18 protein-coding genes are annotated in these 25,086 nt (G+C 39.3%); 17 read left to right on the plus strand and 1 reads right to left on the minus strand.

Annotation, left to right across the window (positions count from 1 at the left end; genetic code table 11):
- Positions 1-60 precede the first annotated feature (60 nt).
- The 15 genes from ACFO5T_RS03405 to ACFO5T_RS03475 all read left to right on the plus strand — a co-directional run bounded on the left by ACFO5T_RS03405 (position 61) and on the right by ACFO5T_RS03475 (position 19,306).
- Positions 61-975 (plus strand): dihydrodipicolinate synthase family protein, encoded by a 915-nt coding sequence (locus tag ACFO5T_RS03405; RefSeq protein WP_380032046.1) that lies wholly within the window; start codon positions 61-63, stop codon positions 973-975.
- Complete coding sequence (locus tag ACFO5T_RS03410; RefSeq protein ID WP_380032048.1) at positions 975-1,238, plus strand: DUF1272 domain-containing protein; 264 nt, start codon at positions 975-977, stop codon at positions 1,236-1,238. The genes ACFO5T_RS03405 and ACFO5T_RS03410 overlap by 1 nt, the downstream gene beginning before the upstream one ends.
- Positions 1,238-2,734 carry an aldehyde dehydrogenase (NADP(+)) gene (locus tag ACFO5T_RS03415; RefSeq protein ID WP_380032050.1) on the plus strand — a complete coding sequence of 499 codons (1,497 nt, stop codon included), beginning with the start codon at positions 1,238-1,240 and terminating at the stop codon, positions 2,732-2,734. The genes ACFO5T_RS03410 and ACFO5T_RS03415 overlap by 1 nt, the downstream gene beginning before the upstream one ends.
- A gap of 1 nt (position 2,735) precedes the next feature.
- Positions 2,736-4,448, plus strand: coding sequence for a DUF885 domain-containing protein (locus ACFO5T_RS03420; RefSeq protein ID WP_380032052.1), 1,713 nt, complete (start codon positions 2,736-2,738; stop codon positions 4,446-4,448).
- A gap of 94 nt (positions 4,449-4,542) precedes the next feature.
- Complete coding sequence (locus tag ACFO5T_RS03425) at positions 4,543-5,547, plus strand: 4-hydroxyproline epimerase (protein ID WP_380032054.1); 1,005 nt, start codon at positions 4,543-4,545, stop codon at positions 5,545-5,547.
- 21 nt (positions 5,548-5,568) lie between these two features.
- Entirely contained in the window at positions 5,569-6,816 is a 1,248-nt protein-coding gene (locus tag ACFO5T_RS03430) for an NAD(P)/FAD-dependent oxidoreductase (protein WP_380032056.1), read from the plus strand.
- A gap of 26 nt (positions 6,817-6,842) precedes the next feature.
- Positions 6,843-7,751, plus strand: a complete 909-nt coding sequence (locus ACFO5T_RS03435) for an ATP-grasp domain-containing protein (RefSeq protein WP_380032058.1) — start codon at positions 6,843-6,845, stop codon at positions 7,749-7,751.
- Between the two features lie 183 nt (positions 7,752-7,934).
- Positions 7,935-9,095 (plus strand): homogentisate 1,2-dioxygenase, encoded by a 1,161-nt coding sequence (locus ACFO5T_RS03440; RefSeq protein ID WP_038597624.1) that lies wholly within the window; start codon positions 7,935-7,937, stop codon positions 9,093-9,095.
- Between the two features lie 97 nt (positions 9,096-9,192).
- Positions 9,193-10,353 carry a 4-hydroxyphenylpyruvate dioxygenase gene (hppD, locus tag ACFO5T_RS03445; RefSeq protein ID WP_380032061.1) on the plus strand — a complete coding sequence of 387 codons (1,161 nt, stop codon included), beginning with the start codon at positions 9,193-9,195 and terminating at the stop codon, positions 10,351-10,353.
- A 161-nt stretch (positions 10,354-10,514) separates the two neighbouring features.
- Positions 10,515-11,333 carry a DUF3108 domain-containing protein gene (locus tag ACFO5T_RS03450; RefSeq protein WP_375253082.1) on the plus strand — a complete coding sequence of 273 codons (819 nt, stop codon included), beginning with the start codon at positions 10,515-10,517 and terminating at the stop codon, positions 11,331-11,333.
- Positions 11,334-11,434: 101 nt separating this feature from the next.
- Complete coding sequence (locus ACFO5T_RS03455; RefSeq protein ID WP_038597618.1) at positions 11,435-12,373, plus strand: tryptophan 2,3-dioxygenase family protein; 939 nt, start codon at positions 11,435-11,437, stop codon at positions 12,371-12,373.
- Between the two features lie 15 nt (positions 12,374-12,388).
- On the plus strand, positions 12,389-13,681 hold the full coding sequence (locus ACFO5T_RS03460; RefSeq protein ID WP_380032064.1) for a M23 family metallopeptidase: 1,293 nt from the start codon (positions 12,389-12,391) through the stop codon (positions 13,679-13,681).
- An 18-nt stretch (positions 13,682-13,699) separates the two neighbouring features.
- Entirely contained in the window at positions 13,700-15,310 is a 1,611-nt protein-coding gene (gene pgi, locus ACFO5T_RS03465) for a glucose-6-phosphate isomerase (protein WP_380032066.1), read from the plus strand.
- Between the two features lie 172 nt (positions 15,311-15,482).
- The gene (locus tag ACFO5T_RS03470) at positions 15,483-18,758 is read left to right on the plus strand and encodes a TonB-dependent receptor (protein ID WP_380032068.1); all 3,276 of its coding nucleotides are present in this window, start codon (positions 15,483-15,485) and stop codon (positions 18,756-18,758) included.
- Positions 18,759-18,871: 113 nt separating this feature from the next.
- Entirely contained in the window at positions 18,872-19,306 is a 435-nt protein-coding gene (locus ACFO5T_RS03475; RefSeq protein ID WP_380032071.1) for a hypothetical protein, read from the plus strand.
- A gap of 127 nt (positions 19,307-19,433) precedes the next feature.
- On the opposite strand, the gene ACFO5T_RS03480 is transcribed toward ACFO5T_RS03475, so the two are convergent.
- Positions 19,434-20,486: an endonuclease/exonuclease/phosphatase family protein gene (locus ACFO5T_RS03480; protein WP_375253254.1), complete on the minus strand. Its 1,053-nt coding sequence runs from the start codon at positions 20,484-20,486 to the stop codon at positions 19,434-19,436.
- A 135-nt stretch (positions 20,487-20,621) separates the two neighbouring features.
- On the opposite strand from ACFO5T_RS03480, the gene ACFO5T_RS03485 reads away from it, so the two are divergent.
- The gene (locus ACFO5T_RS03485; RefSeq protein ID WP_380032073.1) at positions 20,622-23,399 is read left to right on the plus strand and encodes a carboxypeptidase regulatory-like domain-containing protein; all 2,778 of its coding nucleotides are present in this window, start codon (positions 20,622-20,624) and stop codon (positions 23,397-23,399) included.
- A 26-nt stretch (positions 23,400-23,425) separates the two neighbouring features.
- The gene (locus tag ACFO5T_RS03490; RefSeq protein ID WP_380032075.1) at positions 23,426-24,832 is read left to right on the plus strand and encodes a DUF5689 domain-containing protein; all 1,407 of its coding nucleotides are present in this window, start codon (positions 23,426-23,428) and stop codon (positions 24,830-24,832) included.
- Positions 24,833-25,086: the final 254 nt, after the last annotated feature.

Here is a 25,086-nt window from a genome sequence, read left to right on the forward strand (position 1 = left end):
ATAAAACAGTATTTAATCTAGAGGTTGTCGTACGGCTATCTTTGATAAAAAATTTAAAGTATGGCGATAGAGTGGAAAGGTGTAATGCCAGCTGTTACAACCAAGTTTACTGATACTGATGAACTGGATATACCAGCATTTAAAAAAAATATAAAAGCACAACTTGATGCTGGAGTACACGGCATAGTTCTAGGAGGGACACTAGGAGAAGCAAGTACGCTAGAAGATCACGAGAAGCGCACACTTACAAAAGAGACCGTTGCTTATGTAGATGGTAAAGTGCCTGTGATGATAAATATTGCAGAGCAGTCTACAAAGGGCGCTATTGCCGCTGCTCAAAAGGCAGAAGATGACGGTGCAAGCGGCCTTATGATGTTGCCACCTATGCGATATAAAGCGGGAGATCAAGAGGTGATACAGTACTTTAGTGATGTGGCTAGTAGTACAAAACTGCCCATTATGATTTATAACAACCCTGTAGATTATAAAATTGAGGTTTCCTTAGCGATGTTTGAGGTATTACTAAAACACGATAACATACAAGCAGTTAAGGAGAGCACAAGAGATATATCAAACGTGACGCGCATTAAAAATAACTTTGGCGATAGGCTTAAAATTATGACAGGTGTAGACACACTTGCTCTAGAGTCATTGCTTATGGGTGCAGATGGTTGGGTAGCAGGACTTGTATGTGCTTTTCCAGAAGAAACGGTCGCTATTTATGAGCTACAAAAAGCAGGAAAAATACAAGAAGCACTTGCTATCTATAGGTGGTTTTTGCCCTTACTAGAGTTAGATATAAATCCTAAATTAGTACAAAATATAAAACTCGCCGAGGCACATACAGGTATAGGAACAGAAAATGTGCGAGCACCTAGGTTACCGCTTTTTGGAGAAGAAAGAGAGCACGTGCTCAAGATTATAAAAGAAGGAATAGCCACAAGGCCTACGTTACCTAACTATAAAAATCTTTAATGCTTGCGCTAAGACCTTCTTGTGAACATTGTAATGTGCTCTTACCACCAGAATCTGGTGAGGCAATGATTTGTAGCTTTGAGTGTACTTTTTGTGTCACTTGTGTCATAGAGCTATTAAAAGAAGTATGTCCTAACTGTGGAGGAGGATTTGAAAAACGTCCCGTTAGGCCTAAAGAGTTATTAATAAAATATCCAGCATCTACAACCGTGGTTCATAAACCAGTAGCTATTGTAGCGCACCATAAAACTATAAAAGCATAATGATTACAGGTAAAAATCAAATAGGGTATAAACAATCTGCAGAGGGAGCAAAAACCTACAAGACGGCAAACCCCGTGACCAATAGTGATAACCCAACAGTTTTTTATGAAGCCACCCAGTTAGAAATAGATGAGGCTTGTAATCTAGCAGCTCGCGCCTTTAGCACATATAGTAAACTTCCTAGTGTAAAACGCGCAAGCTTTTTAAACGCCATTGCAGATGAGATTGAGGCATTAGGCTCAGACCTAATAACTATGTATATGCAAGAAAGTGGTCTTCCAGAAGGGCGCGCTCAAGGCGAAAGAGGTAGAACGCTAGGCCAACTAAGAATGTTTGCAGAGCTTGTAAAAAAAGACACTTGGAGACTACCGTTATTACAAGATGAAGGTGGTAATTTAAAAAAGACATACATACCGCTGGGGCCAGTAGTGGTTTTTGGAGCGAGTAATTTTCCGCTGGCATTTTCTACCGCTGGGGGAGATACGGCAAGTGCACTTGCAGCAGGATGCCCAGTAATTGTAAAATCGCACCCTATGCACGCCGGCACAGGTGAGATGGTGGCGACAGCAATAACAAAAGCAGCACAAAAGACGGCAATGCCAGAAGGTGTTTTTTCTAACCTTAATAGTAGTGGTAAAAAGGTAGGAGAGCAACTTGTAAAAAATAAGGGTATAGCAGCAGTAGGTTTTACAGGCAGTCACCACGCAGGGAGAGCATTATACAATCTTGCTGCAGCTAGAGAGACTCCTATTCCGGTTTTTGCAGAGATGGGAAGTATTAATCCAGTTGTAATAACACAACAGGCAATCTCAAAAAGAGCAGCTCAAATAGCCGAAACCTATGCCGCTTCTATCACGCAAGGCGTAGGACAGTTTTGCACAAATCCAGGGCTTATTATAACAGTAAAGAGCGAGGAGACAACACATTTTATAGAAATTCTAGCAAAACATCTTGAGGCCGTTCCCAATGGCTGTATGCTTCATACTCGCATACAAGAAGGATATGTGAGAAGTAAAAATGAGATAAAAGAACAAGAGAGCGTATCTCTTAAAGTAGGAGGGTCTTCATCAAAACCTAACCATACCACCGCAGCACTAGCCGTAGTAGATGGAACTTCTTTTATCGCAAATAAGACATTACATAAAGAGGTATTTGGACCATTTTCTATGGTTGTACTTGCAGGGGATGAAAATGAGCTTCTTAAAATAATAAACAGCCTTGAGGGACAACTTACCGCCACGATTATTGCAGAAGATAATGAGACTACAGCCCTACAAGACATTACACTAGCATTACAAAATAAAGTGGGTCGCATTATATATAACGGTGTGCCTACTGGTGTTGCTGTGGTAGATGGAATGACACACGGAGGACCTTATCCTGCAAGTACAGATAGTAGATTTACGGCAGTGGGTAACCATAGCATTATGAGATGGGTGAGACCTTTTAGTTTTCAAGATTTTCCAACGGCTTTATTGCCAGATTATTTAAAATAATATGAGATATTTAGTGTGGGTGATAGCCTTTTTTATGTCTACAACGACTATTGCACAAACTGCCACAGAGCAGCTCAAGCAATGTATTGAGGCGTCACAAAGTTTTAAATGGAACGAGGGTAGCAAGGGAGTGCATCCACTGGGGGTGTTTTCAAAAGAGCGATTTGAGAAGGAGTCCGCTTTCGCGAAAGCGCAACTCAAAAAACTTAACACCATCTCGCCAAAAACCTTGTCAGAAACCGAAAGGATATCTCTCGAGCTATTAAAATTTAAGCTGCAAGAAACCGTAGACTACTATGAGTATGAAAGCTTTTTAAATCCGCTACTGTCTGACTCAGGTTTTCATAGTAGTTGGAACTATATGGTGCGGCCCATCACCTCATACAAGCAAGCTGTAAAGTATCTTGACAAGTTAAATGCTTTGCCAGAGGTGGTTAATCAATATGTACCATTATTAAGGGAAGGAATAAAAAAAGGCGTGTCGCAGCCGCGGGTTATTTTTGAGGGATATGAGAGTACTTATAACTCGCAAATTGTAGCAGATTATAAAGACAGTTTTTACTACACACCTTTTTTAAATCTTCCAGAGTCAATCACAGAGGAGCAGAAGGATTCTTTAGAAACAGCAGCAAAGCTAGCTATAGAAAACAGTGTAGTTCCAGCATTTAAAAGTGTAAAAGCTTTTTTTGAGAATGAGTATTTACCTAACACACGCACTACCATAGGAGTATCTGAAACCCCTAATGGAGACGACTATTATCAAAACCGTATACGTTATTATACTACACTAGATATCACGGCAGATGCTGTTCATAACAAAGGACTTGAAGAGGTTGCTCGCATAAAAAGCGAGATGGAAAAGATTATAAAAGAAGTAGCTTTTAAAGGAAGCTTTGCAGATTTTTTAAAATTCCTGCGTGAAGATGAGCAGTTTTATGCCAAAACTCCTGAGCAACTTTTAATGATTGCACGTGATATGGCAAAGCGTGCAGATGCGCAACTGCCTAGATTTTTTAAAACATTACCACGCAAGCCCTATGGTGTCGCACCAGTACCAGATGCAATTGCACCTAAGTATACTGGAGGGCGATATGTAGGTAGTCCAAAGGGAAGCACAAGCCCAGGTTATTACTGGGTAAACACCTACGACTTACCTAGTAGGACCCTTTACACACTGCCATCTCTTACTGTGCACGAGGCTGTGCCGGGCCATCACTTACAGGGAGCACTTAATCAAGAGTTGGGTGATAGTATTCCTCAGTTTAGGCGTAATATGTATGTAAATGCCTATGGCGAAGGCTGGGGCTTATACTGTGAGTATCTGGCAGCAGAGATGGGTATGTATACAACACCGTATGAACGTTTTGGTCAACTTACCTATGAGATGTGGCGTGCGTGCCGGTTAGTTGTAGATACTGGTATACACGCAAAAGGTTGGACTCGTGAAGAGGTAGTAGCCTTTATGTCACAAAATACAGCATTGTCACTACACGAGATACAAACAGAAACAGATAGATATATATCCTGGCCAGGGCAAGCACTGGCTTATAAAATGGGTGAACTCAAAATAAGAGAGCTAAGAACACTTGCAGAAAAAGAGCTGGGCAGTCGTTTTGATATAAGAGATTTTCACGAGGTTATTTTAGAACAGGGTACAGTAACTCTTGCTATTTTAGATCGTAGAGTAAAAGAGTGGATACAAAAAAGTAATTGATAGTGTAAGGTTGAGCTAGCATTTATGCCTTTTACCCCTATGTAATTTAATTAATAGCTAACCTCACAGGAGTCACATTACAGAATCATAAGTGATGAAACATATTTTTAAATGTATTGATGCTCATACGTGTGGTAATCCAGTGCGACTCGTTGCTCAGGGAGGTCCAGAACTTGCGGGCAAAACGATGAGCGAGAAACGCCAGCATTTTTTAAAAGAATATGACTGGATACGCAAGGGCTTGATGTTTGAGCCTAGAGGACACGATATGATGAGTGGTAGTATATTATTCCCTCCTCACGACCCTGTAAACGATGTTGCTATCTTGTTTATTGAGACATCTGGATGCTTACCTATGTGCGGTCACGGTACGATAGGTACAATAACAATTGCCATAGAAGAAGGGCTCATTATACCTAAAAAAGAAGGTGTAGTAAAAATGGAAGCCCCTGCAGGCCTAGTAGAAATTGCTTACCAAAAAACTAAGAATAAAGTAGATTGGGTACGTCTTACTAATGTAGCATCATATCTCGCTGCTACAGATCTGGAGATAGATTGTCCAGAGCTGGGTATAATACATTTTGATGTAGCCTATGGAGGTAATTATTATGCCATTGTTGACCCTCAAAAAAACTTTACAGGAGTACAAGATTTTACAGCTAGCCAGATTATCCAGATGAGCCAGGTGGTGCGAGAGCGTATTAATAAGAAATACCCTAGTGCATTTATACATCCAGAAAATGAGACCATAAGAGATGTCACTCATATGCTATGGACGGGTGATACTATTAACCCCGCTTCAGATGGGCGTAACGCTGTTTTTTATGGAGATAAAGCTATAGATCGCAGTCCGTGTGGTACTGGTACTTCTGCGAGGCTTGCACAACTGTATGCAAAAGGAAAGCTAGAGGTCGGTCAGGCATACACGCACGAGAGTTTTATAGGCTCTACCTTTATAGGTCGTGTTGAGCAAGAGACCGTGGTGGGGGAGTACAAAGCAGTCATACCTAGTATACAAGGGTGGGCACGTATTTATGGTCATAATACAATCACAATAGATGAAGAAGATCCGTATGCTTTCGGATTTTCGGTAATTTAGAAAACGCAAAAGGTCTTGACTATGGCAAAGCATATTATCATAATAGGAGGAGGCATTGTAGGAGTGAGCTGTGCTTATTTTCTACACAAGGCTGGACATCAGGTTACCATTATAGATCAATCTAAAATGAGTGATGGAGCCAGTTATATAAACGCTGGTTATATGTCGCCCAGTCACTTAATTCCGCTCGCAGCTCCAGGGGTTATGAAGCAAGGAATAAAGTGGATGTTTAATAAAAAGAGTCCGCTGTATATAAAGCCACGACTTAATGCAGACTTCTTAAAATGGTCTCTTGCTTTTAATAAGTCTTGTAATCAAAATCACGTACATCGCTCCATATCGGTAATGAGAGAAATGGCGGTTATGGGGAGAGATCTCTATCACCAGATAAAAAAAGAAGAGGGCTTCTCATTTCATATTGAGAAAAAAGGATTGTTAATGCTCTGCCAGACAGAAAAAGCCCTGTATCACGAAGATGAGTTAGTGCAAATCGCAAGTAAAGAAGGCCTTCAAGCAAAAACAATAATGGCTCAAGAGGTACAGAAAATGATGCCAGAAACTGTGCTAGATATCGTAGGAGCTTCCTACTTTGAGTGTGACCATCATAGCACACCCGGTGAGTTTATGGAGGAGATAAAATCATATTTGTTACGTGAGGGAGTCGTTATTAGGCAAGAAGAAAAAGTACTTGATATAACAACTGCTGGCAGTAAGATAACCAGCGTGCATACAGATAAAGAAGTACTCACGGCAGATGAGTTTGTGCTAGCTGCTGGTAGCTGGACAAGTACGCTTTCGCGAAAGCTTAACATTAACCTCCTACTACAAGCCGGAAAAGGGTATCGCATACAGACTAAAACTGCTACGGGAATTACCTATCCAGCCATACTTGCCGAAGCAAAAGTAGCCATCACACCTATGAATGGTTTTACTAGATTTGCCGGAACAATGGAGATTGCTGGTATTAATCACACTATTAATAAAACACGAGTAGAGGCAATAGCCCAGGGAGTAAACAAGTACTTTCCAGAGGTACACATTACGGAGCAAGAAAAGGAAGCCGCTGCGTGCGGTCTTAGACCTGTATCTGCAGATGGGATGCCGTACATAGGTAAAAGCGCTAAGTGTGATAACCTTACAATCGCAACTGGTCACGCTATGATGGGTTGGACACTAGGACCTAGTACAGGTAAGTTAGTACAAGAAATTATAGATAATAAAACATCTAGTGTTGTCTTAGATATGCTCCATCCAGACAGAAAGTTTTAAGAATAATATATCAATAATAGACCAAGATGAGCGCTCACACTATAGATGTAACCATACTTACTTGCCAGAAATACCTTAACCCAAAAGTTATAACCACCTATGAGCAAAATATTCTTGACGAAAGAAAGCTTATTACTCAAGCACTAGAGGATTTAGGTCTAAAGGTACATTGTGCCGCTTGGGATGATACTGAGTGTGACTGGTCACAAACTAGAGCCGTGGTTTTTAGAACCATTTGGGATTATTTTGAACGCTACGAGGAGTTTTCAGCTTGGTTAAGGATTGTAAAAACAAAGACACAACTTGTTAACTCCTATGACCTCATACAGTGGAATATTGATAAACACTACCTTAAAGATTTACAAGATAAAGGTGTCGCTATAGTGCCTACTGAGTATGTAGATACAGGTTCTTACAGATCAATTGCAGAGGTTTGTTTAGAACGTGACTGGCAAGATGTGGTTATAAAACCTGCTATTGCTGGCGGTGCCTTTCACACGCATAAGGTACTAGAGTTTGAGCGAGCAGACTATGAAGAGGTTTTTGAAAACCTAGTAGCAGAGCGAGATATGCTCATCCAGCCATTTGTACCCACCATTTCCTCTCGTGGCGAGGCCTCACTTATGGTTTTTAATGGGAAGTTTACTCACGCTATTCTTAAAAAGCCTAAACAAGGTGACTATCGCGTGCAAGACGATTGGGGAGGTACGGTACATCCCTACTCACCTACACAAGAAGAAATCACCTTTGCCGAAAATTGTTTTAAAGCCTGCAGCACAATGCCAGCATATGGAAGAGCAGATATACTTTGGGGTAAGAACGGAGACATTCTTTTAGGCGAGCTAGAAATCGTGGAGCCAGAATTATGGATACGTAATGACCCAGCAAGCGCAAGACTGTTTGCTCAAGGTGTTTTGAAGGCTCTTACCTCGTAGGGTTTTTAGTAGTTTTGAGTACGCTTTCGCGAAAGCGTAAAAAAACCCATATATTTACACCATATGAATGCACAGGGCTGGATATACTTACCACTACTTCTTAATTTCCTCATAAAGAGGGACCCTGAATAGATGTCTTACTTGAATTTTGAGTAACTTTAAGACAATCTAAATTTTATAAAAATGCCTTTTTATCATAAGTTGGGAGAGATCCCACATAAACGTCACACACAGTTTCGTAAACCAGATGGTACCCTATACTCAGAGCAACTGTTTGGTACGATAGGTTTTGACGGGATGAGTACAAATAGTTATCACGTTCATAGACCCACACAGGTTAAGGAAATACGCAAGCAATACTCTGTAAAACCAGAAATTGCTCGTGAGAATAATATGCAGTCATACCGTTTTAAGGGGTTTCAAATCAAACCAGAAAAAGATTATCTGGAGAGTAGAAAACCCGTTCTGACCAACAGTGATTGTACCATTATACTTGCTGCTCCCCAAGAACGCACGCAAGAGTACTTCTATAAAAACACAGATGCAGACGAGCTTATCTTTGTTCATAAAGGAACAGGTAAACTCAGAACTCATCTGGGTAATCTTGATTTTAAATACGGAGACTATCTTTTAATACCACGTGGTGTTATTTATAAAATAGATTTTGATACAGAAGATAATCGGCTATTTATTGTAGAATCACGCAGGCCTATATATACGCCTAAGCGTTATCGCAACTGGTTTGGCCAGCTGCTGGAGCACTCTCCTTTTTGTGAGCGCGATCTCCGCCAGCCTTACGAGTTAGAAACTAATGATGAGAAAGGTGACTTTGTAATTAAAGTAAAAAAGCAAGATGACATCTTTGAGATGGTATATGCTTCTCACCCTTTTGACGTGGTGGGTTACGACGGTTACAACTATCCATATGCATTTTCTATACACGATTTTGAGCCCATAACAGGGCGCATACATCAGCCACCACCAGTACATCAAACTTTTGAGACAGATGCTTTTGTAGTGTGCAGTTTTGTGCCTAGAAAGTATGATTACCATCCATTAAGTATCCCAGCACCATATAATCATAGTAATATAGATAGTGATGAGGTGCTGTATTATGTAGATGGCGATTTTATGAGTAGGGCAGATGTAGAGGCAGGTCACATCTCACTGCATCCAGCCGGTATCCCTCACGGTCCACACCCCGGCACTGCCGAAAAGAGTATAGGTAAAGAAGGTACAGAAGAGCTTGCCGTTATGGTAGATACTTTTAAGCCTCTTAAAGTATGTAAAGATGCAATGAGCATTGCAGATGAGAGTTACTACCAGTCGTGGTTAGACCACTAGGGTGGGTACGCTTTCGCGAAAAATTAAAAAACAACAAATTAATAATACAAAGACAAGTTAAGAGCTAGTGCTACAGGCTTGTAAATAAATATATAATATGGCAAAAGACTTAAAATCCGTAGACTACGGACTGGAAAAAATTTTTGAAGGAGCGCAAGATTTTCTTCCGCTACTGGGTACAGATTATGTAGAGTTTTATGTGGGCAATGCAAAGCAGGCTGCCCATTTTTATAAAACCGCTTTTGGATTTCAACCATATGCTTATAAAGGTCTAGAGACGGGCTCTAGAGATGAGGTGAGCTATGTAGTAAAGCAGGATAAAATACGTCTCGTATTTACATCGCCACTTAACAGTAAGTCACCTATAAATGACCACATAGTAAAACACGGAGATGGTGTAAAGGTGGTTGCCTTATGGGTAGACGATGCTAGAAGCGCTTATGAAGAAACAACAAAGCGTGGCGCAAAGTCATATTGTGAACCTTTTGTAGAAAAGGATGATCAGGGAGAAACGGTAAGAGCAGGTATTTATACCTATGGGGAAACCGTTCATATGTTTGTAGAGCGCAAAAATTACGAGGGTGCCTTTTTACCAGGCTACCGCGTGTGGGAGTCAGATTACAACCCGACACCTACGGGTCTTAAATATGTAGACCATATGGTAGGTAACGTAGGGTGGAACCAGATGAATAAATGGGTAAAATTTTATGAAGACGTAATGGGCTTTGTAAACTTCTTGTCTTTTGATGATAAGCAAATCCACACCGAGTACTCTGCCTTAATGAGTAAGGTAATGAGTAACGGTAATGGTCGCATTAAGTTCCCAATAAATGAACCTGCAGAGGCTGCCAAAAAATCACAGATAGAAGAATATCTAGATTTTTATGAAGGTGCTGGGGTACAACACCTCGCACTAGCAACAGATGATATTATAAAAACGGTTGCACAGCTTAAGGCTCGCGGTATTGAGTTCTTGCCACCACCACCACAAACTTATTATGATGACATCCCACAGCGCCTGGGTGAGCATATGAAGGTGATGAAAGAAGATATCGAGCGTTTACAAGAATTATCAATTCTTGTAGATGCAGATGAGGATGGGTATTTATTACAAATATTTACAAAACCACTACAAGATAGACCTACCCTTTTCTTTGAAATCATACAGCGTATGGGAGCAAAAGGCTTTGGGGCAGGTAACTTTAAAGCGCTTTTTGAGTCTATAGAGAGGGAGCAAGCACAGCGTGGTACGTTGTAGTTTTGAGTGCGCTTTCGCGAAAGCGTAATTCCTTTTATTACTCAGAATTACAATATTTTAACGAAAACTTCGTCTTAGAAATATGGCGAAGTTTTTTTGTTATCCTATTTTTGGAATAACAATTGTATTCTAAGGGTATAACCACCAAATAACCCCAGAAAATGAAATCAAAAAATAAACATATAATAATAGGTACCCTGCTGGCAGTCTTTGCTTTAACCACAGCTTTTGTGCAAATGCCAGATCCTCCTGTAACTAAAGCGCACAATGACTCGTATCAAGCTGGTGAGTGGCTTAAATTTAGAGTGCATTACGGATTGCTCACGGGTGGGTATGCAACTATAGACATCAAGGATGAGATGTTTAATGGCAAGCCTGTGCATCACATTAAAGGTTTTGGAGAGACTACGGGTATTGTGGGTCTTGCCTTTGGGGTAGAAGATTATTATGAGAGCTGGGTAGATAAAAAGACAGACTTGCCTTATAAATTCTTGCGCAAAATAGATGAGGGTGGCCATACTAAAAATAAGGTGATTGAGTTTGACCAGCAAGCAAATAAAGCACACATAAACGATTTAAAGCATAACAAAAAGACCACTATAGATACGGAGCCAGGTATACAAGATATGGTCTCTGCAATGTATTACCTGCGCAATAATCTAGAGACAGAAGGGTTAAAAGCTGGTGATGAGATTAACCTCACAATGTTTTTTGATGGGGAAAACTATCCTTTTAAGATGCGTTTTTTAGAGCGTGAGACCATTAGAACAAAATTCGGAAAAGTAAAAACACTCGTGTTTAGACCACTGGTACAGTCTGGTAGAGTTTTTAAAGAGCAAGAAAGTCTTACCATATGGGTGAGTGATGATGATAATAAAATACCCTTGCGCATTAAGGCAAGCTTATCTGTAGGGTCTCTTAAGGCAGATCTTGATGCTTACAAGGGGCTTAAGTATCCTTTTGAGATGGTCTTTGACTAGGGATTTTTGTAAATTGCCATTTAATAAGATAGAGACTATAGCTACACACTTTTTAATCTTTTTTTGAGTTAGAACTTAAGCTTCTATAGTCGCAATTATAAATGAAGAAAACCATACAGCCAGATATTGAAAAAATCATCAATCAGCTTGATGATAAGTATGAAAAAATAGATCAAGATCTAGACGATCACCTTGAGGGCTTGTTACAAAGTAAACCCATTACTTACTGGGATTATATCCATACAGATGCACTCTTAAGTTTACAGATACCGCGCACAAACTTTCCAGATGAGAATGTATTTGTGATGTACCACCAGGTTAACGAGCTTTTATTTAAAATGATACTATGGGAGATAGAGCAGGTGGCTCATCACCCAGATCTTACGGTAGATTTTTTTAGCTCTCGTTTGGATCGTATAAGTCGTTATTTTGATATGCTCACCAGTTCTTTTAGCATAATGCAAGAAGGAATGGAAATAGAGCAGTATATGAAGTTTAGAAAAACACTTACACCAGCAAGTGGTTTTCAAAGCGCACAGTACAGAAAGATAGAGTTTGCAAGCACAGACTTAATAAACCTTATAGATGCCCGCTTTCGCGAAAGCATAGATCGCAATACTCCTTATGAGCACGCGTTAGAACACTTGTACTGGCAAGCAGCCGGAAAAGATTACAACACAGGTAAAAAGTCATATTTACTCTCTGCCTTTGAGGCAAAATATAAAAACGACTTTGTCGCCTTTACAAAAGAATATAATACCATAAATTTGTATGCTCGCTTTAAAAGCTTGCCTAAGGAAGCTCGTGAAGATAAGAAGCTGCTGGATGCAATGCGCCATTATGATTATACAGTAAATGTAACCTGGGTGATGTCACATTATCACGCAGCAAATCATTACCTCAATAATGGTAAAAAAGTTGTAGAAGCAACTGGCGGCAGTGAATGGACCAAATATATGCACCCTAAGTACCAGCGTCGCATTTTCTTTCCAGATGTCTGGAGTGAAGAAGAGCTTGCAAACTGGGGAAAGGACGTTTAAAACAACATACTTTTAGTGAATTATTATCGCCTCTACATTACACTATTTTTAAGCCTTGCCCTATTCTCTTGTGGAGAGAAGCAAGACGCTACTTCAACACCTATAGATCAAACTCTAGAAACCGAACCAGAAGTGATCAAAGAGTACGGGTACGTACTTGATGATTATGTGGTAGAGAGAGATACTGTGCAGTCTGGTGACAGTTTTGGTAAAATACTCTTTGACTCAAATGTAGATTATGCTACTATTCAAGAAATATCTGACAGTGTAAAAAATGTGTTTGACACGCGTCGTATACGTGTAGGGAAGCCATATATGCTGCTTAAATCTAAAGACACTCTTGAGGCAGCTCAGGTCTTTATTTATGAGCAAAATAAAGAGGACTATGTGGTTGTAGACTTTGAAGATGATGTTACTGCTGCTGCAAAAAAGCACCCGGTTACTATCGTAGAGCGCGAAGTTTCTGGAGTAATAAGTAGCAACCTCTCATCTACTTTTGACGATCTAGGAGCTAGTGTTTTAGTAAGTATTAAAATGGCAGATATTTATGCCTGGACTATAGACTTCAATAAACTAGATGTAGGTGACCGTTTTAAAGTGATTTATGATGAGCGATTTGTAAATGACACTGTACCTGCAGGAGTCGGAAATATAAAGGCTTGCGTGTTTGAACATAGAGGGAGAGAGATTTATGCTTATAGATTTGAAAACGACTCACTGCCTGGAGGTTATGACTATTTTGATCAAAATGCCGAAAACTTAAGAAGAGCCTTTCTTAAAAGTCCGCTCAAGTATGGGAGATTATCATCTAGATATAATTTGAAGAGAAGGATAAAATATTACGGTTACAGAGTAAGACCTCACAAAGGAACAGACTTTGCCGCTCCCATAGGCACACCTATTCTAGCTACGGCAGATGGTGTGGTTACCAAGTCAGAAAGACGTGGTGGTAATGGTAACTATGTAAAAATACGTCACAATGGTACGTATGATACACAATACCTGCATATGAAAAAACGCCTAGCAAAAGTAGGCCAGAGTGTAAGACAGGGCGAGGTAATAGGTACTATAGGGATGACTGGTAACTCAGGAGGGCCTCACGTATGTTATAGATTCTGGAAAAATGGCAAACAAGTAGATCCTTTTGCAGAAGACCTTCCAGCCTCAGAGCCTATGGCAGATGAGTTGCTACCAGTTTTTGACAGTATAAAGAGACCATTACAATTACAGCTAGACAATCTTCCTTTTATGACAGAAGCTGAAGATGATATTACAGAAGAGCAAGAAGCTACAGAGGCTTTACAATAATCACCTAGATACAACAAAATGAAAAATATAAACCCAACTACTACCGCAGCTTGGAAAGAATTGCAAGCGCATTATGAGGAGATAAAAGATAAACATCTTACAGATCTTTTTAAGAATGACAAGCGTGCAGAAGATTTTTCAATTCTTTGGGATACATTTTATGTAGATTATAGTAAAAACAGAATCACACAAGAGACAATGACTCTTCTACTCAAGCTGGCTCAAGAGGTAGGCCTACAAGAGGGTATAGAAAGTTTTTTTGGTGGTAAAAAAATTAACGCTACAGAGGGGCGCGCTGTAATGCATACCGCACTGCGTGATGAGAGTGATAACGCTTTCGCGAAAGCGGAAGTAGACTCCGTAAAAAAATCAATACAGACCTTTACCGAAAAGGTGATTTCTGGAGCGCATAAAGGAGCTACAGGAAAGGAAATTACAGATGTTGTAAATATAGGTATAGGAGGTTCTGATCTAGGGCCGGTAATGGTAGTAGAGGCTTTACAATATTATAAGACACGTCTCAATACACACTTTATATCAAATGTAGATGGTGACCACGTGATGGAAACCATTAAAGATCTTGATCCAGAGACCACATTATTTGTCATAGTTTCAAAAACATTTACTACACAAGAGACACTTAGCAATGCTACTACCGTGCGCAAGTGGTTTGTAGATAAAGTAGGAGAAGATGCTGTAAAAAATCATTTTGTCGCAGTCTCTACAAATGCAGAAGCTATTGCAAACTTTGGAATCTCCCAAGATAATGTGTTCCCTATGTGGAACTGGGTAGGAGGTAGATTTTCACTATGGAGCTCTGTAGGTCTTTCTATTGCACTTGCTGTAGGGTATGATAATTTTAAAGGCCTACTACACGGCGCGTTTAAAATGGATGAGCATTTTAAAAACACTCCTTTTGAGAAGAATTTACCTGTAATAATAGCACTGCTTAGTGTGTGGTATAATAACTTCTTTAAAGTTGAGACAGAGGCTGTAATTCCTTATTCTCAATATTTACATAGACTTCCCGCATATCTACAGCAAGCTATTATGGAGAGTAATGGTAAAAGTGTAGACCGCAATGGAGAGCGTGTTTCTTATGAAACAGGTAATATCATATGGGGAGAGCCGGGTACAAATAGCCAGCACGCGTTCTTTCAACTTATTCATCAAGGTACAAAATTAATACCGGCAGATTTTATAGGTTTTAAAAAATCATTGCACGGAGAGAAGAGTCATCACGACAAGCTTATGGCAAACTTTTTTGCACAAACAGAAGCTTTAATGAATGGTAAAACAAAAGATCAAGTAATTGCTGAGTTGCAAGCCGGAGGTTTAAGTCCAGAAGCAATAAAAGAGCTAGCTTCTTTTAAAGTTTTTGAAGGAAATAAACCTACTACAACTATACTTGGTGAGGCATTAACACCTGAGAGTCTTGGAGCATTAGTAGCAATGTATGAGCATAAAATTTTTGTGCAAGGCGTTATATGGAACATCTACTCTTTTGATCAATGGGGTGTAGAGTTAGGAAAACAACTTGCCAAACAAGTTTTATCTGATATGGATAACGATAAGATGACGTCTCACGATAGTTCAACTAGAACATTACTAGAGCGTTATAAATTGTAGTAATTTTCTTACAAAATATATGAAGCACTAAAACGCCCTGAGAGCTTGATTTCAGGGCGTTTTAAGTTCTATCAATTTTTTCAAATCTTTATGAAAATAAGTTAACCTTAAGTTAATATTGGTGCTTAGGAAATTAAAGTAATTTTGCACTGCTAATTATTTAATAAATATCATGAAGAAAATTACATTTTTATCATTGATCGCTTTGTTTCTTGTGACGGCTTCGTCACTTGCGCAAGGGGTAACAACAAGTTCCATTGCTGGACGTGTGCTAGACAACACTGAAGGACCATTACCTGGGGCAAACATTGTAGCTACACACGTACCTACAGGTTCTGTTTATGGAGCAGTAACAGATTTTGACGGTTTTTACCGTTTACCAAACCTTAAATCAGGTGGTCCTTACAACCTTACAATTACATATGTAGGTTTTGAAGATTATGCACTTAACGGTTTTAACTTAGGTCTCGGAGAGACTAAAAGAGTAAGTGTAACAATGCAAGAAAATGCAAATGCACTTGACGAGATTGTAATTACTGGATCTAATAACAGTGTGTTTAACACAAACAAAACTGGTACAGAAACTACAATTACAGAGCGTGACATCGCTACAATTCCTTCTGTATCTAGAGGTATAGCAGATTTTGCACGTGTTACTCCACAAGCTCAGATTACTGAGGGGAACGATGGTTTTTCTATCTCTCTAGGTGGTCAAAACAACCGTTACAACGCAATCTACATTGATGGTGCTGTAAACAACGATGTTTTTGGTCTTGCAGGTTCAGGTACTAACGGAGGTCAGACAGGTGTAAACCCGTTCTCTGTAGATGCTATCGAGTCTTTCCAAATTAACCTTGCTCCTTTTGATGTACGTCAGTCTGGATTCTCTGGAGGATCTGTAAACGCAGTAACGCGTTCTGGATCTAACAACTGGGAAGGTAGTGTATACGGTTTCTTAAGAAACGAGAGTCTTGCAGGTAAAACTCCTGTAGATTTAACAAATGAAGGTGATGAGCGTGAGAAGCTTGCAGAATTTTCTGCTAAGACTTACGGTATCCGTATAGGAGGTCCAATTATCGAAGATAAATTATTCTTCTTTGCAAACTACGAGCGTCAGGATGACGAGACACCTCAACCATTTACTTTTTCAAACTACCAAGGAAGATCTTCTGAGGCAGATCTTGCAAACCTTGCTAGCTTCTTACAGTCTGAGTACGGTTATAATCCTGGTATTTTTGATAACAATACTAGAACTTTAGAAAGTGACAAGATAAACTTACGTTTAGACTGGAACATTAACGAAAACCACAAAGTATCTATACGTCAAGGTATCGTTGAGGCGACTAATCTTGAAGCTCGTAACTCTGGAGAAAGAGGAATTGGTTTCATTAATGGTTCTGAGTTTTTTGAAACAAAGACATATTCTACTGCATTTGAGTTAAACTCTACGTTTGGTTCTAAGTTTGCAAACAACCTTAAGATAGGATATACTTCTGTAAAGGATGATAGAGATCCTTTTGGTAACCCATTCCCTACTGTAGATATTCAAGATGGAGGAGGTACAATCTCTTTTGGATCTGAGCCATTCTCTACTGCAAACTTACTAGAGCAGGATATCTTTACAATAAACAACAACTTCCAGATCTTTTCTGGTCGTCACGCTGTAACACTTGGTGCAAACCTTGAGATCGCATCTGCAAAGAACTTATTCTTTGCTTTTAACTACGGAGATTATACTTTCGAAGATCAATTTGATGATGATGGAAACTTAGTTTCTTCTGGACTTAACCAGTTCTTAACTGGTCAAGATGCAGACGTTTTTCAACACGGTTACTCTTTAGTAGGTAATGGTGCTGTAGGTGATGAGTCTGCTGGATCTGCAGATTTTGGAACTTCTCAATTAGGTTTCTATGTGCAAGATGAAGTACAAGTAACAGAAAACTTCAAAGTAACAGGAGGTATCCGTGTTGATATTCCTTACTGGGAAGATGGTACTGTAAATGATGACTTTAACACAAGAACAGTATCTCTTCTTACTGCTGCAGGTAAAGATTTACAAGGAGCACGTGTAGGTCAAGGTGTTGATGCTTCTGCTCACATCGCACCACGTTTAGGATTTAACTGGGATGTTTTTGGAAATAATACAACACAAGTACGTGGAGGATTAGGAGTATTTACTTCAAGACTTCCTTTAGTATGGCCAGGTGGTACTTATAACAACAATGGTGTAACTGGTGGATTTAGCTTTATCTTCGGAGAGCCTTTCCAAGCAGATGTAAACCAGCAAACACAAGTTGTTGCTGCAGGTTCTGGAGGAGTAGGTGGAAACATCGATCTTTTTGCTAAGAACTTTAAACTTCCACAAGTAGGTAAATACAACATCGCTATCGATCAAAAATTACCTATATGGGGATTAATCGCATCTGCAGACTTCTTATATAATGATGTACTTACAGATGTTTACTATGAGAACCTTAACCTAGGTGACCCAGTAGGAAACTATGATGGAGCAGATAACCGTCCGTTCTACAACCGTAGTGATGAGATAGATGATACTTATGGTAGAATCATCCTTGCTTCTAACACAAACGAAGGATCTTCTTACAACGCTACGTTTACACTTAGAAAGCCTATCCAGAACGGTTTCCAAGGACAAGTATCTTACTCTTATGGAGAGTCTGAAAAAATCTTTGATGGTACATCTTCTCAAAACAGCTCACAGTGGAGAGGAATTCAAACTGTAAATGGTAAGAACTCAGATATTCCAGTTTCTCGTTCTGACTTCTCTTTAGGTAGTCGTATTTCTGCAAACGCATCTTACGAGATTGAGTACGGTGGAGACTTTGGAGGTAAAACTACAATTGGTCTTTTCTATGAAGGGTCACAATCTTCACCATATAGCTTTACATACAGAGAAGGTCGTGATTTATTAAATGATGATTCACGTGATAACGCTCTTATTTATGTTCCAGCAAACCAGTCAGAAATTACTTTCTCTGGTGACGCAGCAGAGCAAGCTAGACAGTGGATGTTACTTGACCAGTTTATCGAGTCTGACGATTACTTAAGTACTCGTAGAGGACAGTATGCTGAGCGTAACGGTTCAAGAGGACCTTGGAGCCACATCGTTGATCTTAAGTTCTTACAAGATATATATGTAAAAACTGGAGACAAGAAAAACACATTCCAGATCTCTTTAGATATCTTCAACTTTACAAACCTTATCAACAAAGATTGGGGAGTACGTAAATTTGTAGGATCTAACGTTTCACCATTACAAACAGTTTCAACATCTGACGAGCAACCAGTATTTAGCTTTGTAGAGAGCTTACTTGAGTTTGATGATGCAGGAAACGTAATAGGTAAAAACGTAGATCGTATTGATGATTCAGGATTACAATCATCAAGATGGCAAATGCAAGTAGGTCTTCGTTATATCTTTAACTAAGAGCTATTATAAATTGTTTGCTTAGGCAATTTAAAAAGCCGCTACTGGAAACAGTAGCGGCTTTTATATTTATGAATTATCTTTGACACTCAACCATAATAAATATACATCATATGTACTCAGTTGTTCAGTTTGTCCACTCTTTTTGGGCGTATTTAGTTCTTATAGTTCTTGTTATTGCAACAGTAAATGCCCTCTCTAAATTCTTTGGTAAAAAGGAGTATGGAGGTAAGGATATGAGTCTAACACTGTTTACACTTATAACTATGCACATACAGTTACTCATAGGGCTTGTGTTATGGTTTGTGTCTCCTAATGGCTTACAAGCCATAAAAGCAAACGGAATGGGCGGTTTATCTAGCCAGGCTAGACAGCTAGCTGTAGAGCACCCTTTCCTTATGATTATTGCTGTAGTACTTGTTACTGTGGGGTATTCAAAACATAAAAAACAGCGCCTTTCTACGCCTAAGTTCAAGAAGATAGCCATATTTTATACGCTTGCTTTAATTGCAGTACTTGCTATTATACCTTGGTCGCAGTGGTTTTAATATAGCCCTTTAGACTATACCTTTTATGGGTAGTGTTACGCTTTCGCGAAAGCGTGATTAAAACAAAAAAATGTCCGCAATCTAATAATTAGATTGCGGACATTTTTATTAACTATTATAAGTTGTTTTATTGGTCTTCTTTAATAAGGTATACATACACTGGGAAATGGTCACTGTATCCTCCTGTGTAGCCTCCATTTGCAAAGCTTCTGTAAGGGTATCCTTTATAACGCCCTTTAGGGTTGCTTAAGTAGTTCTTATTGTAAATACCTGCTTTATAATAGCGGTATGTGCTAAAATCTTTATCAAGCAAAGGTGCACTTATAATAATCTGGTCAAAAAGATTCCATCCATCACGATAGGCGAGTGTACCAATCCCTTTTTTAAACATAGGCTCCATAGGGTTGTAAAGCATATCATCTTTGACTTTTTCTTTCTTTCCAGACGCTTTCATTGTTTTCTTTACACTAGGGCTTGTAGGGTCGTCGTTGAGATCTCCCATTGTAATAATCTTTGCATAAGGATCATTACTCTGCAGGCTATCTATAATTTTCATATTAAGTGCAGCAGCGGCGATACGTTTTTTACGACTTCGTGCTTCTCCACCTGAGCGAGATGGCCAGTGATTTACAATCACGTGTATCATATCACCATCCAGCAGCCCAGAAACCAAGAGCTGGTCACGCGTGTACACCCTTTTACTTGTGTCAACGTTATCATAAATAAGAAGCTCGTGCTTGCTAATGTTAGTCGGTTTAAAAAGCGCTTTTTGATACATAAGGGCTACATCAATCCCTCGTCTATCTGGCGAGTCAAAATGAGCAATGCCGTAATCCTTAGCAAGTAGTTTTGGATCATTTGCTAGTGCTTCTACTGTTTTTCTATTTTCAATTTCTGCAAGGCCTATGAGTGCTGGAGCATTATTTGTTACATCTGCTCCTATTTCTGAAATGACGCGCGCCATCTTGCTTACTTTATCTTGATAAATTTCTTCGGTCCAGTGGTCTTTACCATCTGGTGTGCGATCATCATCATAGGTGATGGGGTCGTTTTCTGTATCAAAGAGGTTTTCTACATTGTAAAAAGCAATGGTATGTGCACGATAGGTTTTGTCTTGTTGTGCTTTCGCGAAAGCGGTAACAGTCAATAAACCAGATAAGGCGAGTACTTTTAGTTTCATAAAATAGATGTGTGTTATCTTTTTGTAAACTCTTTTGCAGAGAGCGTGTCAAAGGTAATGAAATGTTCTATTTTGCCTACTTTTGGCCTAGAATCGTAACGGTTTCTTAATAAAACAACCAAATATTAATCATTTATGAAGCAATTTACTTTATCACTTTTATGTGTGTTTCTAGCGGCCACAGCGTGGTCACAAACACAAATAAAAGGAACGGTGATGGATGCCATCACCTCTGAGCCGCTTCCAGACGTTACTTTACGTCTCGAAAAGAGCGCTGCAGAAACAATGACAAATGCTATGGGAGTATTTGTACTTAACAACTTAACTCAGGAAGGAGATCAGATTCTTTTGGTTTTAAAAAATGGTTTTATCACCAAGAGACTTCCTATTATTCTTACAACTGGGCAAACGCTCAATCTTGATTTGATTACACTAGATGTAGACATCTCTGCAGAGCAGCAGCAAATAGGGTTAATCTCACTTTCTGATAATGATCTTAACAGTGGTGATGATGATCTAGGTAACTTTAATGTATCAGGACTTCTATCTGCCGGTCGCGATGCTTTTTTAAGCGCAGCCGCTTTTGACTGGAGTGCAACTTTTTTTAGACCTAGAGGTCTCGATAATGCAAATGGCAAAGTGCTCATTAACGGGATTGAGATGAATAAACAGTTTAACGGAAGACCACAATGGGGTAACTGGGGAGGACTAAATGACGCACAGCGTAATCGCGAATTTTCTCAAGGACTTACTCCTAGTGAATATAGTTTTGGAGGTCTCGCAGGGGTTACAAATATCGTAATGAGAGCTTCACAAGAACGAGAGGGAGGTAGAATATCATATGCTGCGGCAAATGCCTCATATCAAGGTAGAGTGATGGCAAGCTATAATTCTGGTCTTAACGGAAATGGATGGGCATATAGTGTGCTACTAGCAAGACGTTTTGGAGAAGAAGGTTTTCAAGATGGAACATTATATGATGCAAACTCTATGTATCTCTCTGTAGAGAAGAAAATAAATGATGCACATAGTTTAAACTTTACAGGATTCTATACCCCTAATAGGCGTGGTAGAGCGACAGCTATTACAGAAGAGCAGTTTGACCTAAAAGGAAGAACGTATAATCCTTTTTGGGGCTATCAAAATGGAGAGAAACGTAATACAAGAGAGCGAGAGATAGAAGAGCCTGTTTTGATGCTTAATCACTACTGGACATTAAGCGATAAAACAACAATCAACTCAAACCTGGGCTACCAGTTTGGTTCTATAAAAAGTGGTAGAGTAGATAATGGTAGTTTGAGAAATCCAGCGCCAAACTATTATCAACTTTTGCCTAGTTATGCTTTACAAGATCCTAATCCTACGGCTTATGATTTTCAGAATGCATACCTTCTAGAGCAGGACTTTATAAATGATGGTCAATTTGATTGGAACTCTTTATATCAAGCAAATGCTAATGGAGGCAATTCTAATATCATACTTCAAGACGATGTGATAGATGATAGCCAGCTTAGTGCAAATGTGATAATTAACTCTCAAGTAACAGACGCTATCACTATAGATGGTAATGTGAGCTATAGAGGGTTAAAAAGCGAAAATTATGCACAAGTAAGCGACCTACTAGGGGGAGATGGTTTTCTAGATATAGATAACTTTTCTGTAAGTGAGAGTCAAGATGGGCAAGATGGAGATCTTGCACAGAGTGATGTACGTAACCCTAATAGAGTAGTAGTAGAGGGTGATCGCTATAAGTATAATTATGATATGGATGCGACCGTAGTTTCTGGCTTTGCACAGGCACAATTTACTTATAATAAAGTAGATTTTTATGTGTCTGGTACAGCAAGTAATACTTCATACCAGCGCACGGGACTCTATGAGAACGGAAACTTTACAGGTAGTCGCTCTTTTGGACCTAGTGAGAAACTTTCGTTTACAAACGGAGGAATTAAAGCGGGTGCAACCTATAAATTATCGGGGCGTCACCTTATAGATGTAAATGCAGGATATTATTCTGTAGCTCCAGGTATACGAAATAGCTTTAGTAATGCGCGTCAAAACAATGATGTAGTTATAGGCTTAGAGTCAGAGCAAATACAGAGTGTGGATGCAAGTTATATTTTTAGATCACCTATAGTAAAGGGACGTCTTACAGGGTTTTATACTGGTTTTCAAAAAGGAACAGACATAGGTTTCTTCTTTACACAAAATAGTATTGCTGGTACAGAAGCTTCTTTTGTTCAAGAGGTACTCACTAATGTAGAACGTAGAAATATAGGAGCAGAACTAGGTATAGAAGCGCAGGTATTACCTACTCTTAAACTTAAGGCTGCGGCATCTGTAGGGCAATATACGTATGCAAATAATCCTAATATATACTATACATCAGACGATTTTGAGGGGCCTCAAACCTTTGGTGATGGGACAACTGCTATTAAAGATTTGCACGTTGCAGGAGGACCAGAAAGAGCCTACCAACTAGGTTTTGAGTATAGAGACCCAGAATTCTGGAACTTTGGACTTACAGTAAACTACTTCTCAAATTCATACTTAGACTTTAGTAACCTAGCTAGAACAGCAAACTTTAATCAAGATATAGATGGACAGCCATTTAATGATTATGATACAGATGTAGCGAGAGACTTACTAAGACAGACAGAAATAGATGATTACTTTTTGGTCAATATTATAGGAGGTAAATCTTGGAGGGTAGGAGACTACTTTGTAGGCTTTTTTGCAACTGTAAATAATGTACTAGATGAGACCTACATTACAGGAGGTTTTGAAGATAGTAGACGAGCAAATTATAGGTCAAGCCTAGAAGAGGCACAAAGAGACACCCCAGTTTTTGGTGATCGTCTCTTCTTCGGTAGAGGAACAACATACTATGTAAACGCATACGTGCGCTTTTAATAAAACAATTAAGAAATATATTTAATATGAAAACAATAAAATTAACCCACGTATTTGCAGCCATTATTGCGTTGCTTACTATAACTAGTTGTGTGCAAGATGATGATTTTAGCACACCAGATCTTACCGCAACAGATCCTGTTCTTGATGGTGAAGTAATCTCTGTTTCTGCACTTAGAAACTTATTCCTTCAAGAAGGAGAAACGGTAGACCTTACAGAGTCTACACAGTATGTAGAAGGATTTGTGATAAGCAGTGATGAGTCTGGTAACTGGTTTGAAGAAATCATTATACAAGACAACGCTACAGCGCCTACTGCAGGTGTACGTATCTTAATAGACGAGAGCCCTCTATTTACGTATTATGAGATAGGGCGTAAGATATTTGTAAAATTAGGAGGTCTTCACCTTGGTGAAAGTAACGGTGTGTTAACCCTGGGAGTTACAAACAACCTTGAGAAGATACCAGCTCCACTACAATTTGATTACATACAGCGATCTGCAACGGTAGAGACTATTGTTCCTGTAGAGACAACCATCTCAAACCTAAGTGAAGACTTAGAAAACATTTTTATAAAACTTACAGATGTTCAATTTGCAAAAGAAGAAGTGATTGATCAAAGCCTTACTTATGCGGGTGAGCCACTAGATGAGTTTGATGGAGAGCGCACTATCTTTAGTTGTGCGACAGAGCAAACACTTATTTTAAGCACAAGTACCTTTGCAAATTTCAAGTCTATAGCGCTTCCTACGGGACGCGGAAGTATTTCTGGAGTACTTACTCGTAATTTCTTTGGAGAAGACTTTAATCTTGCTATAAACGACAGAAATGACGTAATTTTTGATCAAGCAGAGCGTTGTGATCCGGTAGAGATAGATTGTGGTGTGGCAGATGCTGCAGGAAGTACAATTCTTTTTGAAGATTTCTTTGAGACACAAGCTACAAATAGCCCAATATCTGGAAATGGATGGACTAACTACCAGCAAGAAGGGTCAGAAACTTGGGAGGCATACTCTAGTGGAGGTCAAAACGCCTCTTTAGGTATTTCTGCAAGAGTAGGATCTTTCCAGTCTGGAGATGATGCTACTATCGCTTGGTTAATCACACCTATGCTAGACCTTCAAGCTAATACTGGTGAGACACTTCAGTTTATGACTTCAAACAGTTTTTCAGACGGTAGTACGCTTGACCTTCTTTTTTCTAGTGATTGGGATGGTACTGAGGCTACTATTGCAACAGCCACTTGGGATGTTTTACCTGCAGGAGTGATTGTAGATGATGGAGATTTCTTTGGAGACTGGATAGACTCTGGTATTGTAGATCTTTCTTGTATTGAGTCTAACGGTTATGTTGCTTTTAGATACAGCGGGTCTGGTGATCCAGATTTTGATGGTACTTTTGAGCTTGATGAGATACAGATCAATGCAAACTAAGTAACGTAGTTATATATACGCTTTCGCGAAAGCGGAATAATACATTTTAAAAACCCACTGTTAGTGCTACTAGCAGTGGGTTTTTTTATTAAAGCATCAAGGTAGTTTAGCTAGACTTCTGAAATAAATGTGCTTCTCGATAGTTGGCAACACAAGAGGCCAAAAAATTTGGCTGTATATAACCGTACGGTTTCTTAGAAAACCATAGGCTACATTGTAATGTCAAGTTACAACTAGTGCTTTATACTAATTTG

Origin of the sequence: Dokdonia genika, assembly GCF_042652845.1 — a bacterium.
Taxonomy (GTDB): Bacteria; Bacteroidota; Bacteroidia; order Flavobacteriales; family Flavobacteriaceae; genus Dokdonia; species Dokdonia donghaensis.

What these genes read in the sequence shown, in the direction of transcription:
- ACFO5T_RS03405 (WP_380032046.1), top strand. Translation starts at nt 61, where the DNA reads ATGGCGATAGAGTGGAAAGGTGTAATGCCAGCTGTTACAACCAAGTTT.
- ACFO5T_RS03410 (WP_380032048.1), top strand. Translation starts at nt 975, where the DNA reads ATGCTTGCGCTAAGACCTTCTTGTGAACATTGTAATGTGCTCTTACCA.
- ACFO5T_RS03415 (WP_380032050.1), top strand. Translation starts at nt 1,238, where the DNA reads ATGATTACAGGTAAAAATCAAATAGGGTATAAACAATCTGCAGAGGGA.
- ACFO5T_RS03420 (WP_380032052.1), top strand. Translation starts at nt 2,736, where the DNA reads ATGAGATATTTAGTGTGGGTGATAGCCTTTTTTATGTCTACAACGACT.
- ACFO5T_RS03425 (WP_380032054.1), top strand. Translation starts at nt 4,543, where the DNA reads ATGAAACATATTTTTAAATGTATTGATGCTCATACGTGTGGTAATCCA.
- ACFO5T_RS03430 (WP_380032056.1), top strand. Translation starts at nt 5,569, where the DNA reads ATGGCAAAGCATATTATCATAATAGGAGGAGGCATTGTAGGAGTGAGC.
- ACFO5T_RS03435 (WP_380032058.1), top strand. Translation starts at nt 6,843, where the DNA reads ATGAGCGCTCACACTATAGATGTAACCATACTTACTTGCCAGAAATAC.
- ACFO5T_RS03440 (WP_038597624.1), top strand. Translation starts at nt 7,935, where the DNA reads ATGCCTTTTTATCATAAGTTGGGAGAGATCCCACATAAACGTCACACA.
- hppD (WP_380032061.1), top strand. Translation starts at nt 9,193, where the DNA reads ATGGCAAAAGACTTAAAATCCGTAGACTACGGACTGGAAAAAATTTTT.
- ACFO5T_RS03450 (WP_375253082.1), top strand. Translation starts at nt 10,515, where the DNA reads ATGAAATCAAAAAATAAACATATAATAATAGGTACCCTGCTGGCAGTC.
- ACFO5T_RS03455 (WP_038597618.1), top strand. Translation starts at nt 11,435, where the DNA reads ATGAAGAAAACCATACAGCCAGATATTGAAAAAATCATCAATCAGCTT.
- pgi (WP_380032066.1), top strand. Translation starts at nt 13,700, where the DNA reads ATGAAAAATATAAACCCAACTACTACCGCAGCTTGGAAAGAATTGCAA.
- ACFO5T_RS03470 (WP_380032068.1), top strand. Translation starts at nt 15,483, where the DNA reads ATGAAGAAAATTACATTTTTATCATTGATCGCTTTGTTTCTTGTGACG.
- ACFO5T_RS03475 (WP_380032071.1), top strand. Translation starts at nt 18,872, where the DNA reads ATGTACTCAGTTGTTCAGTTTGTCCACTCTTTTTGGGCGTATTTAGTT.
- ACFO5T_RS03480 (WP_375253254.1), bottom strand. Translation starts at nt 20,486, where the DNA reads ATGAAACTAAAAGTACTCGCCTTATCTGGTTTATTGACTGTTACCGCT.
- ACFO5T_RS03485 (WP_380032073.1), top strand. Translation starts at nt 20,622, where the DNA reads ATGAAGCAATTTACTTTATCACTTTTATGTGTGTTTCTAGCGGCCACA.
- ACFO5T_RS03490 (WP_380032075.1), top strand. Translation starts at nt 23,426, where the DNA reads ATGAAAACAATAAAATTAACCCACGTATTTGCAGCCATTATTGCGTTG.